Source organism: Phreatobacter sp. (genome assembly GCF_027532945.1).
Lineage (GTDB): Bacteria > Pseudomonadota > Alphaproteobacteria > Rhizobiales > Phreatobacteraceae > Phreatobacter.
This window is the reverse complement of sequence record NZ_JAPZTZ010000022.1, coordinates 109733-126734: the sequence shown is the minus strand read 5'-3', so window position 1 is coordinate 126734 and position 17002 is coordinate 109733. Positions and strand designations below refer to the sequence as shown.

16 protein-coding genes are annotated in these 17002 nt (G+C 67.0%); 14 read left to right on the top strand and 2 right to left on the bottom strand.

Annotated elements, in window-relative coordinates:
* Positions 1-160 precede the first annotated feature (160 nt).
* On the bottom strand, positions 161-1813 hold the full coding sequence (gene ettA / locus O9344_RS16645; protein WP_298479827.1) for an energy-dependent translational throttle protein EttA: 1653 nt from the start codon (positions 1811-1813) through the stop codon (positions 161-163).
* Between the two features lie 212 nt (positions 1814-2025).
* Here ettA and O9344_RS16640 point away from each other — a divergent pair, with 212 nt between their 5' ends.
* A complete protein-coding gene (locus tag O9344_RS16640) occupies positions 2026-2400 on the top strand; it encodes a hypothetical protein (protein WP_298479824.1) in 375 nt (124 codons plus the stop codon).
* 190 nt (positions 2401-2590) lie between these two features.
* On the opposite strand, the gene O9344_RS16635 is transcribed toward O9344_RS16640, so the two are convergent.
* Positions 2591-3571 carry an alpha/beta hydrolase gene (locus O9344_RS16635; RefSeq protein WP_298479821.1) on the bottom strand — a complete coding sequence of 327 codons (981 nt, stop codon included), beginning with the start codon at positions 3569-3571 and terminating at the stop codon, positions 2591-2593.
* 243 nt (positions 3572-3814) lie between these two features.
* Between O9344_RS16635 and O9344_RS16630 the strand changes: the two genes are divergently transcribed.
* The 13 genes from O9344_RS16630 to O9344_RS16570 all read left to right on the top strand — a co-directional run bounded on the left by O9344_RS16630 (position 3815) and on the right by O9344_RS16570 (position 16997).
* The gene (locus O9344_RS16630) at positions 3815-4486 is read left to right on the top strand and encodes a TetR/AcrR family transcriptional regulator (protein ID WP_298479818.1); all 672 of its coding nucleotides are present in this window, start codon (positions 3815-3817) and stop codon (positions 4484-4486) included.
* An 11-nt stretch (positions 4487-4497) separates the two neighbouring features.
* Positions 4498-5274, top strand: coding sequence for a cyclase family protein (locus O9344_RS16625; RefSeq protein ID WP_298479815.1), 777 nt, complete (start codon positions 4498-4500; stop codon positions 5272-5274).
* 74 nt (positions 5275-5348) lie between these two features.
* Complete coding sequence (locus O9344_RS16620) at positions 5349-6341, top strand: fumarylacetoacetate hydrolase family protein (protein WP_298479812.1); 993 nt, start codon at positions 5349-5351, stop codon at positions 6339-6341.
* A 272-nt stretch (positions 6342-6613) separates the two neighbouring features.
* The gene (locus O9344_RS16615) at positions 6614-7423 is read left to right on the top strand and encodes an ABC transporter ATP-binding protein (protein ID WP_298479809.1); all 810 of its coding nucleotides are present in this window, start codon (positions 6614-6616) and stop codon (positions 7421-7423) included.
* A gap of 2 nt (positions 7424-7425) precedes the next feature.
* On the top strand, positions 7426-8139 hold the full coding sequence (locus tag O9344_RS16610; RefSeq protein WP_298479806.1) for an ABC transporter ATP-binding protein: 714 nt from the start codon (positions 7426-7428) through the stop codon (positions 8137-8139).
* 18 nt (positions 8140-8157) lie between these two features.
* Entirely contained in the window at positions 8158-9063 is a 906-nt protein-coding gene (locus tag O9344_RS16605) for a branched-chain amino acid ABC transporter permease (RefSeq protein ID WP_298479803.1), read from the top strand.
* A gap of 2 nt (positions 9064-9065) precedes the next feature.
* Positions 9066-10109: a branched-chain amino acid ABC transporter permease gene (locus O9344_RS16600; protein WP_298479799.1), complete on the top strand. Its 1044-nt coding sequence runs from the start codon at positions 9066-9068 to the stop codon at positions 10107-10109.
* Between the two features lie 83 nt (positions 10110-10192).
* Positions 10193-11413, top strand: a complete 1221-nt coding sequence (locus O9344_RS16595) for an ABC transporter substrate-binding protein (RefSeq protein WP_298479845.1) — start codon at positions 10193-10195, stop codon at positions 11411-11413.
* 121 nt (positions 11414-11534) lie between these two features.
* Positions 11535-13085 (top strand): AMP-binding protein, encoded by a 1551-nt coding sequence (locus O9344_RS16590; RefSeq protein ID WP_298479796.1) that lies wholly within the window; start codon positions 11535-11537, stop codon positions 13083-13085.
* Between the two features lie 72 nt (positions 13086-13157).
* Positions 13158-13553 (top strand): RidA family protein, encoded by a 396-nt coding sequence (locus tag O9344_RS16585; protein ID WP_298479793.1) that lies wholly within the window; start codon positions 13158-13160, stop codon positions 13551-13553.
* A gap of 280 nt (positions 13554-13833) precedes the next feature.
* The gene (locus O9344_RS16580) at positions 13834-15072 is read left to right on the top strand and encodes an amidohydrolase family protein (RefSeq protein WP_298479790.1); all 1239 of its coding nucleotides are present in this window, start codon (positions 13834-13836) and stop codon (positions 15070-15072) included.
* Positions 15073-15146: 74 nt separating this feature from the next.
* Positions 15147-15932, top strand: coding sequence for an ABC transporter permease (locus O9344_RS16575; RefSeq protein WP_298479787.1), 786 nt, complete (start codon positions 15147-15149; stop codon positions 15930-15932).
* Between the two features lie 3 nt (positions 15933-15935).
* Positions 15936-16997, top strand: coding sequence for an ABC transporter ATP-binding protein (locus tag O9344_RS16570; RefSeq protein ID WP_298479784.1), 1062 nt, complete (start codon positions 15936-15938; stop codon positions 16995-16997).
* The last annotated feature ends 5 nt before the right edge of the window (positions 16998-17002 follow it).

Below are 17002 nucleotides of genomic sequence, written 5' to 3'. Positions count from 1 at the left end.
CCGCCGCAAGCGGAGGGAGGGGAATGGCGTGACATCCGATAGCGATCCGGTGCGGTGAAGACGACAGAGTGGGTAGGTCCCCTCCCCCCGCTTGCGGCGGGGAGGGGTCAGGGGTGGGGGGCCAGAATGGCCGAAGCTTGGAAGCCAAGCGCCCTTTCGATCAGCGCGCGAACTTCTTGTACTGGATGCGCTTCGGAATGGTGGAGTCGATGCCGAGGCGGCGCTTCTTGTCCTCCTCGTAGTCCTGGAAGTTGCCCTCGAACCACTCCACGTGGCTATCGCCCTCGAAGGCGAGGATGTGGGTGGCGATGCGGTCGAGGAACATGCGGTCGTGGCTGATGATGACGGCGCAGCCGGCATAATCCTCCAGCGCCTCCTCCAGCGCCCGCAGCGTGTCGACGTCGAGGTCGTTGGTCGGCTCGTCGAGCAGCAGCACATTGGCGCCGCGCTGCAGGATCTTCGCCAGGTGCACGCGGTTGCGCTCACCGCCCGAGAGCTGGCCGACCTTCTTCTGCTGGTCACCGCCCTTGAAGTTGAAGGCGCCGCAATAGGCGCGGGCATTGATCTCGCGCTTGCCGAGATAGAGGATCTCGTTGCCGCCGGAGATTTCCTCATAGACCGTCTTGCCGTCCGCAAGGGCGTCGCGCGACTGGTCGACATAGCCGAGCTTGACGTTGTCGGCGATGACGATCTCGCCGGCATCGGGCGTCTCCTGCCCCGCGATCATGCGGAACAGCGTGGTCTTGCCGGCGCCGTTCGGGCCGATGACGCCGACGATGCCGCCCGGCGGCAGGCGGAACGACAGGTTGTCGATCAGCAGCTTGTCACCGAAGGCCTTCGAGAGGTCCTTGAACTCGATGACGTTGTTGCCGAGGCGCTCGGCGATCGGAATGATGATCTGCGCGGTCGTCGGGCCGGCCTCCGCTGCCTTCTTGACCAGTTCGTCGTAGCGCTGGATGCGGGCCTTGTTCTTGGCCTGCCGCGCCTTCGGTGAGGAACCCATCCACTCGGCCTCGCGGGCCAGCGCCTTGAGGCGCGTCTCTTCTTCGCGGCCCTCCTGCTGGAGGCGCTTCTGCTTCTGGCTCAGCCAGGAGGAATAGTTGCCCTCATAGGGAATGCCCTTGCCGCGATCGAGTTCGAGGATCCAGCCGGTGACATTGTCGAGGAAGTAGCGATCGTGGGTGACGATCAGGATCGCGCCGGGATAGGTGCGAAGATGGCCTTCGAGCCAGGCGGTGGTCTCGGCGTCGAGGTGGTTGGTCGGCTCGTCAAGCAGCAGGACTTCCGGCTGGTCCAGCAGCAGCTTGCAGAGGGCCACGCGGCGCCGCTCGCCGCCCGAGAGCTTGTCGACCGACCAATCGTCCGGCGGGCAGCGCAGGGCGTCCATGGCCTGGTCGACCTGGCTGTCGAGATCCCACAGGCCCTGCGCCTCGATCTCGTCCTGGAGCTTGGCCATCTCGTCGGCCGTCTCGTCGGAATAGTTCATGGCGAGATCGTTGTAGCGGTCGAGGATCGCCTTCTTCTTGGCGACGCCGAGCATGACGTTCTCGCGAACGGTGAGGCTGGTGTCGAGCTGCGGCTCCTGCGGCAGGTAGCCGACGCGCACGCCGTCGGCGGCCCAGGCCTCGCCGGTATATTCCTTGTCCATGCCCGCCATGATGCGGAGCAGGGTGGACTTGCCGGCGCCGTTGACGCCGAGCACGCCGATCTTGGCGTCCGGGTAGAAGGAGAGATGGACGTTCTCCAGCACCTTCTTGCCGTTCGGATAGGCCTTGGTGAGGCCGGACATGTGATAGGCGAACTGGCGGGCCATGGCGTCGGGCGTCCTCGAAGGTCTCGGGCGCAAGGGGATGCGCCGCCGCGAGACGGAAGTCGGATGGGTGGCCGCGAGATAGCGGGCGCGGCACCGGCCCGCAAGCCGCCAGCGGCCTTTTCGTCCGCCATTTTTCGGTGACACGGAGGCGCAATGCGGCAAGATTACCCATACCGGGACGGCGAAACGCGCCGCCGCAAGGGAGGGACCCCATGAAGACCAGCATCACCACCACGCTCGCCGTTGCGGGCATGCTCGCAGCCGGCATGGCCACGGCCGGCGCCCAGCAGCTCACCGGCCGCTACACGGTCATCGGGGACAATGGCAACGGTACGGGCTATCGCGGCGTCGCGGTGATCTCCGGCACGGCCGGCGGCAATTGCGGCATCCGCTGGGCCATCCCCAACACGCCGCCGACGCAAGGGTTCTGCATGCGCCAGGGCAATGTGCTCTCGGCCGCCTACAAGCTCGGCGAGGCGGTCGGCCTCGTGGTCTACCGCATCAACGACGACGGCACGCTGGATGGCACCTGGACCATCGCCGGCCAGGAAGGCGTCGGCAAGGAACGGCTCGTCCCGGCGCGGTGAGGCGCGCAGGTTTCTCACCTCTCCCCGGCGGGGAGAGGTCGATCCGAGCTTAGCGCGGATTGGGTGAGGGGGAGCCTTTGTTGACCATGGAAGGGCCCCCTCTCCCGGCCTGCCGCCGACCTCTCCCCGCCGGGGAGAGGTGAAGGGGCGGCGGCGCCGCCCAAGAATGGCGCCCGGAGACCGCCTCCGCCTAATCCAGCCCCTTGAGGAACCCGAGCAGCAATCCGCTCACCTCCTCGGCGCGCTCCTGCTGGATCCAGTGGCCGGCACCTTCCAGAAGATGCACGCCGCGGCAGCCCGGCAGGGTCGTCGCATAGGCCTCGATCTGTGCCTTCGAGGCGGGGAAATGCATCACCCCGTCGTTCATGCCGGCGATGAACAGCGAGGGCTGGCGGATCGGCTGGCCGCGCCAGGGCGCCGTCAGATGCGCGTTCCGGCGCAGGTTCCGGTACCAGTTGAGACCGCCGCGGAAGCCTGAATGGGCGAACTGGCCGGCCATATAGGCCATGTGGCTGTCGGGCAGCCAGTCCGGCATGGCGGCTGGCGGATCGGTATTGGCGATGATGCCGCCCGGCGTCTTCAGCCGGATCATCGACTTGCGCTTGCCCGTCCGTTCACCGAAGCCGTCGCCATAGATGCGTCTCAGGCTGTCGTCCGGATCGGCGTCGAGCTCGGCCTCGGCGACGCCTGGCACCTGGAAATACTGCATGTAGAAATCGCGGATGCCGAGCTTTTCCAGCGCCGTCAGCAGGTCGGTATAGCCAGGCGGGGTCCAGGGCACGCTCATGCCGACCACGGCGCGGAACAGGTCGGGCCGCAGCAATGCGCAATGCCAGGCAACCGGCGCGCCCCAGTCGTGTCCGACGACGATGGCCTTGTCCGCGCCCAGAACCTTCACCAGCTCGATCTGGTCGGCGACAAGGTCGAGGATCGAATAGCGCTCGATCTCGGCGGGCGCATCGGTATGGCCATAGCCGCGCATGTCGGGCGCGACGGCGCGATAGCCGGCCGCCGCGACCGCCCGCATCTGATGCCGCCAGGAGGCCCAGCCTTCCGGCCAGCCGTGGCAGAACAGCACGAGAGGCCCCTCGCCGATCTCGGCAATCCGCATGGTGATGCCATTCGCCTTGACCTGCCGGAGGCGAATGTCGGCCTCGTCTGGTGTCGTCATGGCGGGGTCTCCACTGCGGCGAAGGAACGGCGAGCCTGCCCCGCGGGTTGGCCTTTGCCCATTCCCCCGAACAGGAGTCCCCCCATGCCCCGTGGCGTCAGGTCGACCCGCCACGGCAGGCAGAATCCCAGGGCCACCCATCATCGGGGCGCCCATCGGCCGCTCGGCCGATCTTGAAGGCGTGGCGACGGCGGCCTTCACTGATCATCCGATCAGCCCCGAAGGTCACTCCCCGGAGAGCCCTTGGCCGCCAAGCCCCCAACACCGTCGCGCAGCTCGTCGCGGGAGGAGATCCTCGACGCGGCCGAGGAGGTTTTCGCCGCGCGCGGCTATGCGGGGGCCTCGATGCGCGCCATCGCCGACGGGGCCGGGGTCGCCCAGGCGCTGCTGCACTATCATTTCAAGACCAAGGAAGGCCTGTTCGAGGCCATGTTCCTGCGCCGCGCCGGCGCCATCAACCGCATCCGCATCGCAAGGCTCGACGCCATGCTGTCGCGGGGACGGCCAAGCGTCGAGGACATCATCGAGGCGCTGCTGCGCCCCGCGGTCGAGACCGGCGACGCGCCGATGCAGGGCGGCGCCCGCTTCGCCGCCCTCATCCTCGAACTGTCGACGGCCGATGCCGCCTGGCAGCGCGATCTCATGGCGCGGGCCTACGATGCCATGGCCACCCGCTTCATCGCCGCATTGATGACGGCCCTGCCCGGCCTCGACCGGGCGGGCGCGACCTGGGGTTACCTCTTCGTCGTCGGCGCGGCGCTCACCCAGATGCCGTCCACGGGCCGCGCCCACCGCCTCTCGCGCGGAGCAACCGAGGACGCCGACACCGACGCCATGATCACCCGCGCCATCATCTTCGCTGCGGCGGGCCTGCGCGCCCTCGCCGTTCCCATGCCCGACCATTTCGAAAGTTAAGAGGGATCACCATGCCCCGCCGCATCATCGACCTGTCCGTCGCCTTGCGCGCCGACATCGCCTCCGACCCACCCTCGGCTCTGCCCGCCATCACCTATGTCGATCATCGCCAATCGGTCGGACAGATCCTGCCGTTCTTCCCCGGCCTGACGCAGGACGACCTGCCGGGCGGCGAAGGCTGGGCGGTGGAACAGCTCAACGTCTCCACCCACAACGGCACCCATCTCGACGCGCCCTACCACTTCCATTCCACCACCGATGGCGGCAAGCCGGCCTGGACCATCGACGAGATGCCGCTCGACTGGTGCTTCCAGCGCGGCGTGAAGCTGGACTTCCGCCATTTCCCCGACGGCTATGTGGCGACCCCGGCCGATGTGGAAGCCGAACTTCAGCGCACCGGCGTGACCCTCCAGCCGCTCGACATCGTGGTGGTCAACACCGCCGCCGGCGCCCGCTATGGCGAGCCGGACTATGTCGGCCGTGGCTGCGGCATGGGCCGCGAGGCGACGCTCTATCTCACCGAGCGCGGCGTGAAGATCACCGGCACCGATGCCTGGAGCTGGGACGCGCCCTTCGTCCACACCGCCCGCAAATATGCCGAGACGGGCGATGCGAGCCTGATCTGGGAGGGTCACCGCGCCGGCATGGTGCGCGCTTATGGCCATATCGAGAAGATGACGAACCTCGATAAGCTTCCCGCCACCGGTTTCACCATCGCCTGCTTCCCGTTCAAGATTCACAAGGCCTCGGCCGGCTTCTGCCGGGCTGTCGCCATCTTCGAGGACTGAACGCCCAAGAAGACAAAACGTCCACAAAGACAAAACGTGCACGAAGACAAAACGTCCATGAAGGCAGAACGCCCATGAAGCTCGTGACCTTCCTCGGCTCGCATGGCCGCGACCGGCTCGGCGCCATCATCGGGCCGCAGGGCGACGAGCACGTGCTCGATCTCGCCACCGCCGCCCATCGCGACCATGTGCCGGCCACCACCTTCCGCTCCATGCTCACGCTGATCGAGGCCGGCCCGCGCGCCCTCGACCAGGTGCGCTCGCTCGCCGCGCGGCACCAGATCGACGAGGACATTGCCCGACCACTCGCCCGAACCCGCCTGCGCGCGCCCATCCCCGTGCCGCCGCAGGTGCGCGACTTCTCGGTCTTCCCGCGCCATCTGCTCGACGCGCCGGTGGGCATGCGGCGGATCATCGCCCGCGCGAGGGGTGACGAGGCGGCGGCGCTGGCGCTGCAGCCCGCGGACGAGGTGCCGCAGGTCTACCGCGACCGGCCGATCTATTATTTCACCAACCGCTTCTCGATCGTCGGCCCGGACACGGATGTCGTCTGGCCGTCCTATTCGACGCTGATGGACTATGAACTGGAGGTCGCCGCCGTCCTCTGGGGTGGCGGTTCCGACATCCCGGCGAAGGACGCTCACGCCCAGATCTTCGGCTACACGATCTTCAACGACTTCTCGGCCCGCGATGCGCAGCTCGCCGAGATGGCGGGCATGCTCGGCCCGGCCAAGGGCAAGAGCTTCGATGCCGGCAACGCGCTCGGGCCCTACATCCTCACATCCGACGAGATGCCCGACCCCTATGCGCTGAAGGCGACGGCCCAGGTCAACGGCGAGACCTGGACCGACAGCAGCACGGCCGGGATGCTCCATTCCTTCGAGGACATGATCGCCTATGTGTCGCGCGCCGAGACGCTCATGCCCGGCGAAATCTTCGGCTCGGGCACGGTGAATGGCGGCTGCGGCCTCGAACACGACCGCTTCCTGAAGCCCGGCGACATGGTGGAACTCAGCGTCGACGGCCTCGGCACCCTGCGCAACCGCGTCCTCGCCTCGCAGTCCTGAGACCAAAAGGCCTCCGCCTTTCGGAAGAGGCGCGGCCAAGGGATGGCGCGACCGTTTCGCTCTGCGGAACGAAATTTCACTGGATTCCAATGGCTGAAGGGCACTTGGAACCGTTGCGCCCGGGGCTTGGACGGCGTCGCTCCGGCTTGGCAATGCGGCAAAACGACATTGCGGCAACCGGTCTTATCTGATCACACTGCGCCCAACGATAACGGCCAGCCGAACAATCGGCAGCGCAAAAGCGCCCGGCCTTCCAGGGAGGATACCGGCCAATGACATCCGTTGGCTTTGCCGACGCGCATCCGGAATCCGCATCCGAGCCGCTTCTCGCGGTTCGCGGCATCTGCGTTCGGTTCGGCGGCATCATCGCCCTGAACGGCATCTCCTTCGACGTCATGCCCGGCCATGTGGTCGGGCTGATCGGCCCCAATGGTGCCGGCAAGACGACGCTCTTCAACTGCCTGAGCCGCCTCTACATCCCGAACGAGGGCGACATCCTCTTCGAGGGCCGCTCGATCATGAACGCACCGCGCCACGCCATCGCCGCCATCGGCATGGGGCGCACCTTCCAGAACGTCGCGCTCTTCGACCGGATGACCGTGCTCGACAACGTCAAGGTCGGCTGCCACAGCCAGAGCCGCGCGGGCTTCCTGGCGAGCGTGCTGCGCACCGGCGCGGTGGCCGCCGAGGAGCGGCAGATCGAGGAAAGGGCGCGCGAACTCGTCGCCTTCATGGGCCTCGAAGCCTTCGCCGGCATGCCCGCCGGCCCCCTGCCCTTCCCCATCCGCAAGCGCGTCGAACTCGCCCGGGCGCTCGCCGCCCGGCCGAAGCTCCTCCTCCTCGACGAGCCGGCCGCCGGCCTCAACCATGAGGAGATTGAGGTCCTCAAAGAGCAGATCCGCAGGGTGGTCGAGGTCCAGAAGGTCACGACGCTCCTCGTCGAGCATCACATGAGCCTCGTCATGTCGGTTTCCGACAAGGTGGTCGCCATCGACTTCGGCAAGAAGATCGCCGACGGCACACCGGCGGAAGTGCAGCGGGACCCCGAGGTGATCCGCGCCTATCTCGGCACGGGGGCCTGACCATGGCACCGCTGCTCGAAGTCTCCGGCCTCAAGGCCTATTACGGCGCCACCGAAGCCCTGCACGGCCTGTCCTTTGCCCTGGAGAAGGGCGGCATCACCACGCTGCTTGGCGCCAATGGCGCCGGCAAGACCACGACGCTGCGCGCCATCAGCGGTCTGGTGAAGCGCGACGGCCGCATCACCTTCGACGGCGAGGCGATCGACCGCGCCGCCACCGAGGATATCGCCCGCCGCGGCGTCGCCCATGTGCCGGAGGGACGCGGCACGTTCACGGGGCTCTCGGTCGAGGAGAACCTCAAGATCGCCAGCTACGGCCGGCGCGACAAGTCGGGCGTGAAGCGCGACCTCGACCTCGTCTTCAGCTACTTCCCACGGCTCAAGGAGCGCCTCAACCAGCAGGCGGGGACCCTCTCCGGCGGCGAGCAGCAGATGCTCGCCATCTCCCGCGCGCTGATGCTCTCGCCGCGGCTGATGCTGCTGGACGAGCCCTCCTTCGGCCTCGCCCCGCTCATCGTCCAGGAGATCTTCCACATCATGCGGCGGATCAACGCCGAGGCCGGCGTCTCCATGCTGCTCGTCGAGCAGAACGCAGCGCTCGCCCTCGACCTCGCCGACACCGCCTATGTGCTGGAGACCGGCACCGTCGTGATGAGCGGGCCGGCGGCCCAGCTCAAGAACGACGAGGGCATCCGCAAATCCTATCTCGGCTACTAGGCGAACGGGGACCGGCGCATGGAACAGCTGATCCAGCAGATCGCATCAGGGCTCGCATCGGGGGCCATCTACGCCCTCGTGGCGCTGGCGCTGGTGATGATCTTCACCGCCACCGACCACCTGAACTTCGCCCAGGGCGAAATGGCGATGTTCTCCACCTATGTGTGCTGGCAGATGATCCAGTGGGGCGTGCCCTTCTGGCCGGCGCTGGCCTTCACCATCCTCTTCTCCTTCATCCTCGGCGTGATGATCGAGCGGATCATCCTGAGGCCGCTGCACAACGCCTCGGTGCTCTCCATCGTCGTCGTCTTCATCGGGCTGCTGGCCATCTTCCACTCGCTGGCGGGTGGCATCTGGAGCCACACGATCAAGAACTTCCCCTCGCCCTTCCCGAACGTGACCTTCGCCGGCTCGGGCTATATCGGCGCCCACCAGATCGGCATGATCGCCGTCTCGCTCATCATGCTCTTCGCGCTCTGGGGCTTCTTCCGCTTCACGCCGCTGGGACTTGCCATGCGGGCGGCGGCGCAGAACCCGGTCTCGGCGCGGCTCGTCGGCGTCAATGTCGACTGGATGCTGGCGCTCGGCTGGGGCCTTGCGGCGGCTGTCGGCGCGGTCGCCGGCGCCATGGTCGCCCCGGTCGTCTATCTCGAGCCCAACATGATGGCCTCGATCCTCCTCTACGGCTTTGCCGGTGCGCTGGTGGGCGGCATCTCCAACCCCGCCGGCGCCGTCTTCGGCGGCTTCATGGTCGGGGTGCTGGAAAACCTCGTCGCCTATTTCGGCAACCTCACCGAGAAGACCTTCGGCATCTACATCGTCGGCAACGGCGAGAAGCTGACCGTGGCGCTGATCATCGTCATCGCCATCCTCACCCTGAAACCCGCCGGCCTGTTCGGCCGCACCACCGTGAAGAGGGTGTGAGCATGACCGCCGTGACCGCTCCGGGCGCCCCCACCGCCGATCCGGCCCGCAACATCACCCGCACCCTCGTCATCGGGCTGGTGCTGATGGCCGCCGCCCTGCCCTTCCTGGTAGGCAAATCCGGCGTCATCTCCAACTTCACCTTCCTGCAGCTGAGCCTGATGATCGTCTATGCGATCGCCGTGCTCGGCCTGAACCTGCTCACCGGCTTCAACGGCCAGATCTCGCTCGGCCACGGCGCCTTCTTCGCGGTGGGCGCCTATACCGCAGCCGTGCTGATCGAGACCTACGGCGTCAATTACTGGCTGACGCTGCCCGTCGCGGCCGTGCTCTGTTTCGTCATCGGCTATCTGTTCGGCCTGCCGGCACTGCGGCTCGAGGGGCACTATCTGGCGCTGGCCACCTTCGGCCTCGCCATCGCCGTGCCGCAGATGCTGAAATACAAGCACCTGGAGCCGATCACCAACGGCGTCATGGGCATCAACCTGATGAAGCCGGACGCGCCCTTTGGCCTGGCATTGTCGTCAGACCAGTGGATGTTCCTCGTCGTGCTGATCGTCGCGGTGGCGATGTTCTGGGCGGCGCGCAACCTGCTCAATTCCCGGCCGGGCCGGGCCATGATCGCCATCCGCGACAACACGCTGGCCGCCGGCACCATGGGCATCGACACCTCGCGCTACAAGGCGACGGTGTTCGGTATCTCCGCGCTCTATGTCGGCATCGCAGGGGCGCTGCACGCCATCATCTTCGAGTTCGTCTCGCCGGACAGTTTCCGCTTCGAGCTCTCCATCGCCATCCTCGTCGGCGCGGTGGTGGGCGGCGTCGCCTCGCTCCCCGGCGCCATCATCGGCGGCGTCTTCGTGCAGTTCATCGAGAAATATGCCGACGCGATGACGAAGAAGCTGACCCAGGCCATCCACCTGCCGCTCGAGCTGCAGCCATGGACGCTATACGGCATCACGCTCATCGTCCTGATCTACGTCATGCCCGGCGGCATCGCCGGTGGCCTCGCCGCTCTCTGGGCGAGGTTCAGGCGGAGGGCCTGACCCCGCGCCATCAGTGCATCACCCCATCAGAAGCAGCCGGCCACAAGGCTGCCCCACCCGAAGGAGGAAACACCATGACTGAGATGAAGCGCAGAACTGTCATCGTCGGCCTCGGCGCCCTTGCCGCGGCCCCGGTCTTCGCCCCCGCCATCGCCCAGAAGCGCTACGACGACGGCGCCAACGACCGCGAGATCAAGATCGGCAACATCATGCCCTATTCGGGCAATGCCTCGGCCTACGGCGTCATCGGCCGTACCTCCGAGGCGGTGATGAGGATGATCAACGACAACGGCGGCCTCAACGGCCGCAGGGTCAATTTCATCACCTATGACGACGGCTATTCCCCACCGAAGGCCGTGGAGATGGTCCGCAAGCTGGTCGAGGAGGACAAGGTCCTGCTCGTCTTCAATCCGCTGGGCACGCCCTCCAACACCGCCATCCAGCGCTACCTCAACCAGCGCAAGGTGCCGCAGCTCTTCGTCGCCACCGGCGCCTCGAAATGGGGCAATCCGCGCCAGTTCCCCTGGACCATCGGCTGGCAGCCCGACTACGTCACGGAAGGCGCCATCTATGCCAAGCATATCCTGGCGACGAAGCCCGACGCCAAGATCGGCGTGCTGATGCAGAACGACGATTACGGCAAGGACTATTTCAATGGCTTCAAGGCGGGCCTCGGCGCCGCCAACGAGCGCCGCATCGTCCAGCTCTCGACCTACGAGGTCACCGACCCGACCGTCGACAGCCAGATGATCCAGCTGAAGAATTCCGGTGCCGATGTGTTCTTCAACATCACCACGCCGAAATTCGCGGCGCAGGCGATCCGGAAGGCGGCGGAGATCGCCTGGAAACCCGTGCATTACCTCAACAACGTCTCCTCCTCCTTCGGTTCGGTGCTGAAGCCGGCGGGCATCGAGAATTCGCAGGGGATCATGGTGGCCCTCTATCGCAAGGACGCCAACGATCCGCAGTGGACGAACGCCGCCGACGTCACAGCCTGGAAGGCCTTCATGGCCAGATACATGCCGAACGCCGACATCCGCGACGACGGCCACAACTACGGGTTCTCCGTCGCCCACACGCTGCTGCAGGTGCTTCGCCAGGCTGGCGACAACCTCACCCGGGAGAACGTCATGAAGGAGGCGGCCAACCTCAAGGGCTTCGAGGCGCCGTTGCTGCTTCCCGGCATCCGGATCAACACCTCCCCGACCGACTTCTACCCGATCCAGTCGGTCCAGCTCGCCCGCGTCGAAGGCGAGACCTTCAAGCTGTTCGGCGACGTGCTCTCGAACGAGAGCACATCCTGACACAGGGACTTGGCTCTCGAACGAGAGCGCGTCCTGACACTTGATGCTCAAGACTTGATCTTGGGCGGCGCGGGCCCCCTGCGCCGCCCCTTCCCGCCACCGCAGCCGGGCGTTTAGAGCCATGTATCCGGGACACCACGCGAAGGCCCATCCGGACCGCGCCGCCTTCATCATGGCCGGCAGCGGCGAGACCGTCTCCTACCGGCATTTCGAGGAGCGGGCGAACCGCCTCGCCCATCTCTTGCGCGCGCACGGCCTGAAGCGCCTCGACCACTACGCCATCTTCATGGAGAACAATGCCCGCTATCTCGAGGCCTGCGCGGCGGGCGAGCGGGCCGGGCTCTACTACACCTGCATCAACTCCTACCTCCTCGCCGACGAGCTCGCCTACATCCTCAACAACAGCGAGTCGAAGCTGCTGATCACCTCCCGCGCCAAGCGCGAGGTGGCCTTCCAGGCGCTGAAACAGTGCCCCAACGTGACACTCTGCCTCGTCGTGGATGGCGATCCCGCCGACACAGCCCATCCCGATTTCGCCAGCGCCGTCGCCAAGCATCCGGCAACGCCCATCGCCGACGAGGCACTCGGCACGCCCATGCTCTATTCCTCCGGCACGACCGGCCGGCCGAAGGGCATCCTGCGTCCCCTCCCCGAGAACCCGCCCTCCGAGCCGCTGCCCCTCTACGTCTTCCTCGACAAGCTGTGGCGCTACCGCGACGACATGATCTACCTGTCGCCGGCGCCGCTCTACCACTCGGCGCCGCAGGCGGCAGTGAGCCTCACCATCCGCCGCGGCGGTACGGTCGTGGTGATGGAGCATTTCGACCCCGAGGCCTATCTTGCCCTCATCGATAAGCACCGGGTGACGCATAGCCAGCTCGTGCCGACCATGTTCTCGCGCATGCTGAAGCTGCCGTTGGAGGTGCGCGGGCGCTACGACCTCTCCTCGCTGGAAATCGCCGTCCATGCCGCCGCCCCCTGCCCGCCGCAGGTGAAGGAGGACATGATCGGCTGGTGGGGGCCGATCATCCACGAATATTACGGGGCGACCGAAGCCATGGGCTTTACCGCCTGCGACAGCGCGGAATGGCTGAAGCACCGCGGTACGGTCGGCCGGGTGCTGATGGGCGACCTGCACATCCTCGACGCCGAGATGAACCCGGCGCCGAAGGGCGAGCCCGGCGAGATCTGGTTCAAGACCGCCAATCCCTTCGTCTATTTCAACGACCCCGAGCGCACCGCCGCGTCGCGTTCGCCCGACGGCACCATGTCGACGGTGGGGGACGTCGGCTATGTCGACGATGACGGCTTTCTCCATCTCACCGACCGCTCGACCTTCATGATCATCTCCGGCGGGGTGAACATCTATCCGCAGGAATGCGAGAACCTGCTCATCACCCATCCGAAGGTGGCGGATGCCGCCGTCTTCGGCGTGCCGAACGAGGATCTCGGCGAGGAGGTGAAGGCGGTGGTGCAGCCAATGCCGGGCGTCGACCCCGGTCCGGCGCTCGCCGAGGAGCTCATCGCCTTCTGCCGCGCTCACCTGTCGGCGCAGAAATGCCCGCGCTCCATCGACTTCATGGAGGCGCTGCCGCGCCTGCCGACCGGCAAGCTCTACAAGAAGAGCCTGCGCGACCGTTATTGGGGCGACCGGAAGGTGCGCATCGTCTGACCGGCAGCCCTGCGGGTCGGCGCCTTGTGATGCCGTCGCGGGCGCGCTTCGCTCCGCCCGCGAGGACATTCCATGCAGCGCCAGATCATCGAGGTTCCCGTCATCTCCGAGGCCATCCGCCGCCTCGGCGCGCCGACCTCGGCGCTGGTGCGGGCCGGCGACCTGCTCTTCACCTGCGGGATGCCGCCGATCGACACGGTGACGGGAGACATCGTCACCGGCGACATCGAGCGCCAGACCGAAGCCGCCATCGACGCGCTGGAGGTGAGCTTGCGCTTCGGCGGCTCCTCCCTCGACCAGGTGGTGAAGGCCATCGTCTTCGTCACCGATCCGTCGCTCATGGGCGGCGTCAACGCCGTCTATCGACGCCGCTTCGCGAGCGGCTTTCCCGCCCGCACCAGCGCCGCCATCAAGCCCTGGCCGCTCGCCTTCGACATCGAGATCGAATGCGTCGCCGCGATCCCCTGAGCGCCCGGCGCATCCTCCCCCGGCAGCTCGCGAAAACCCTGCCGCCGGCGCCGATCACCCCTGTAAGATACATACTTGACTGTTTGTTTTTTGACGGCCACCGTCCCTGCTTGGAACCTCCGGCACGGTCGGGACGGCGGGGCTACGGCCGATCTGTTGCACGGCGCGCGGCTTCCGTGAAACGATCGTGCCCGGCCGCGACCAGATCGAGAAAAGACATCCTGCCCGCGCCGCACGCCCCCACCGGGGCGTCCCGGCCCGCCACCTCGAGGACATGACGATGAGCCTGACCCTGTTCCGCAATTTCCGGCTGCTCGATCCCTCGGTCGCCGACGAACTGGTCGAGGGTTACGAGCTCCTCATTGAGGGCGACAAGGTCAAGGAACTCTCCGACAAGCCGATCAAGGCGTCGAAGGCGAACGTCGTGAACTGCGGCAAGCGCACGATGATGCCGGGCCTCGTCGACTGCCACGTCCATGTCATCGCCACCATGGTGAACATCGGCCAGAACGCCCTGGTCCCTGACGCGCTGATCGCCTACCGCGCCGCTCGCATCATGAAGGGCATGCTCGACCGCGGCTTCACCACAGTCCGCGACCTCGGCGGCGCGACCTATCCCCTCGTCGAGGCGCAGGAGCAGGGCCTGATCGAGGCCCCCCGCCTCATTATCCCCGGCAAGGCCCTTTCGCAGACCGGCGGCCATGGCGACAGCCGCTCGCGCTACGACCGCCGCGATCCCGAGACCTGGACGCGCTCGCTCGGCTCGCTCGGCCGCCTCGCCGATGGCGTCGACGCGGTGCGCATTGCCTGCCGCGAAGAGATCAAGCAGGGCGCCCACTTCATCAAGATCATGGCCAATGGCGGCGTCGCCTCGCCGAACGATCCCATCCACTTCCTCGGTTATTCCCGCGAGGAAATCCTCGCCGCCGTCGAGGAGGCCTCCAATGCCGGCACCTATGTCGCCGCCCATCTCTACACCGACGAGGCCATCCGCCGCGCCGTCGAGTGCGGCGTTCACAGCCTTGAGCACTGCAACCTGATCCAGCCGAAGACCGCCAAGTTCGCTGCCGAAAAAGGCGCCATCGCCTGCCCGACGCTGGTCACCTACGAATATCTCGGCGTCGAGGGCCCCTCGCTCGGCCTTGACCCGATCTCGGTCGCCAAGGTCGACACCGTGCGCCTCGCCGGCATGAAGTCGCTGGAGATCATGCACAAGGCCAAGCTCACCATGGCCTATGGCTCGGACCTCCTCGGCGAGATGCATCGCCACCAGTCCGAGGAATTCGTCATCCGCGGCCGCGTCCTGCCCGCCATCGAGGTGATCCGCTCGGCCACCAAGCACGCCGCAACCCTCTGCAAGCGCGAGGGCAAGATCGGCACGCTGAAGGCCGGCGCCTTTGCCGACGCCATCCTCGTCGACGGCAATCCGCTGAAGGACCTGTCGCTCCTGACCAACCAGGGCGCCCACATGGCCCTGATCATGCAGGGCGGCCGCATGCACAAGAACCAGCTCTCCTGAGCTGACCGGGACAGGACAGGGCGAACCATGACGGGGCACCGGGCATGATGGCAGACGGGAGACTGGCGGGACGGGTGGCCCTCTACGGGGTCGCCTGGGCGACTCTCGGCTTCATCCTGCTGCCGCTCATCTTCGTCACCTGGCTCGCCTTCTTCGCCCAGGAGATCCCCTCCTTCCCGCCGGAGGGCTATTCGCTGAAGTGGTTCGGCGCCATCGCCGCCAACCGCAACTTCATGACCGGCTTCTCCACCAGCCTGCAGGTGGCCGTGGCGGCGACGGTCATTGGCCTCCTCCTCGCCGTGCCGGCGAGCCTCATGCTCGCGCGCCGGCAGTTCCTCGGCGGCGCGGCGCTGAACCAGCTGCTGCTGCTGCCGCTGGTGGTGCCGGGCGTTGTCATGGGCACGTCGATCTATGTCTTCCAGATCGAGACGGAGATCGCCACCGGCCTGCCGATCCTCGGCTCGCTCGGCGGCCTCGTCGCCGGCCACACGCTGCTGGTGATCCCCTGGACCGTGCGGCTCGTCACGGCGAGCCTCGCCGGCCTCGACCGGGCAGCGGAGGAAGCCGCCCAGAGCCTTGGCGCCAACCAGTGGACGACGTTCTTCCGGGTGACGCTGCCGGCAATCCGGCCGGGCGTGGTTGCGGGGGCCCTGTTCGGCTTCGTCACCTCCTTCGGCAATCTGGAGATGAGCCTGTTCCTGGTGGGCCCGGGCCGTATCACCCTGCCCATCGCCATCCTCCAATATCTCGAGTGGAAGATCGACCCGACCGTGGCGGCAGTCTCCGTCCTCCAGATCCTCCTCATCGCGGTCGCCATGGTCATCACCGACCGCTACGTGAAGCTTGCCCGAGTCGTCTGATCCATGGCCTCCCTCACCCTTGACGGTCTGACCAAGAGCTACGGCGACAACACCGTCGTGCAATCCGTCTCGCTCGGCGTGAAGGACGGCGAATTCCTCGTGCTGCTGGGTCCGTCCGGCTGCGGCAAGACGACGACGCTGCGGATGATCGCCGGCTTCGTGCCGCCGAGCGGCGGCGCCATCCGCATCGGCGAGCGCGACATCACCCAGCTGCCGCCGTGGAAGCGCAATGCCGGCCTCGTCTTCCAGAGCTACGCGCTCTTTCCCCATATGACCGTGGCGGAGAACGTCGCCTTCGGCCTGGAAATGCGCAAGGTGGCGAAGGCTGAGATCGGCCCGCGCGTCGCCGAGGCGCTGCGCCTCGTGCGCCTTGAAGGCTATGGCGAGCGCTATCCGCGCCAGCTCTCCGGCGGCCAGCAGCAGCGCGTGGCGCTGGCCCGCGCCCTCGTCATCCGCCCGGACGTGCTCCTCCTCGACGAGCCGCTGTCCAACCTCGACGCCAAGCTGCGCCTCGAGGTGCGCCTCGAGATCCGCGCGCTGCAACAGCAGCTCGGCCTCACCACCGTCATGGTCACCCATGACCAGGAGGAGGCCCTCACCATGGCCGACCGCCTCGTGGTCATGTCGGAGGGGCGCGTGCGGCAGGTCGGCAGCCAGGCCGATCTCTACGAACGCCCCGCCGACCTCTTTGTCGCTGATTTCGTCGGCCGCTCCACCATGATCGCCGGCGCCGTCACCGGCCCGGGCGCCTTCCGGTCCGATGGCGGCCTCGTCCTGCGCTGTACCGGCGAGACGCCGCAGGGCCCCGCAACGGTGGCGCTGAGGCCCGAGCGCCTGACCCTCGGGGCGGACGCCGCCGGCCTCGACAACCATGCCGCCGGCACGGTCTCCTTCGTCTCCTATCTCGGGGCCATGCTCGACGTGCATGTGCGTCTCAACGACACCGACCATGTCGTGGCCCAGATCCCGAACCGGGCCGACGGCCGCATTCCAGCGGTCGGCGACACCATCGAGATCGGCTGGCCTGCATCCGCCTGCCTCGTCTTTCCACGCGAGGCCGCATGAAGCCG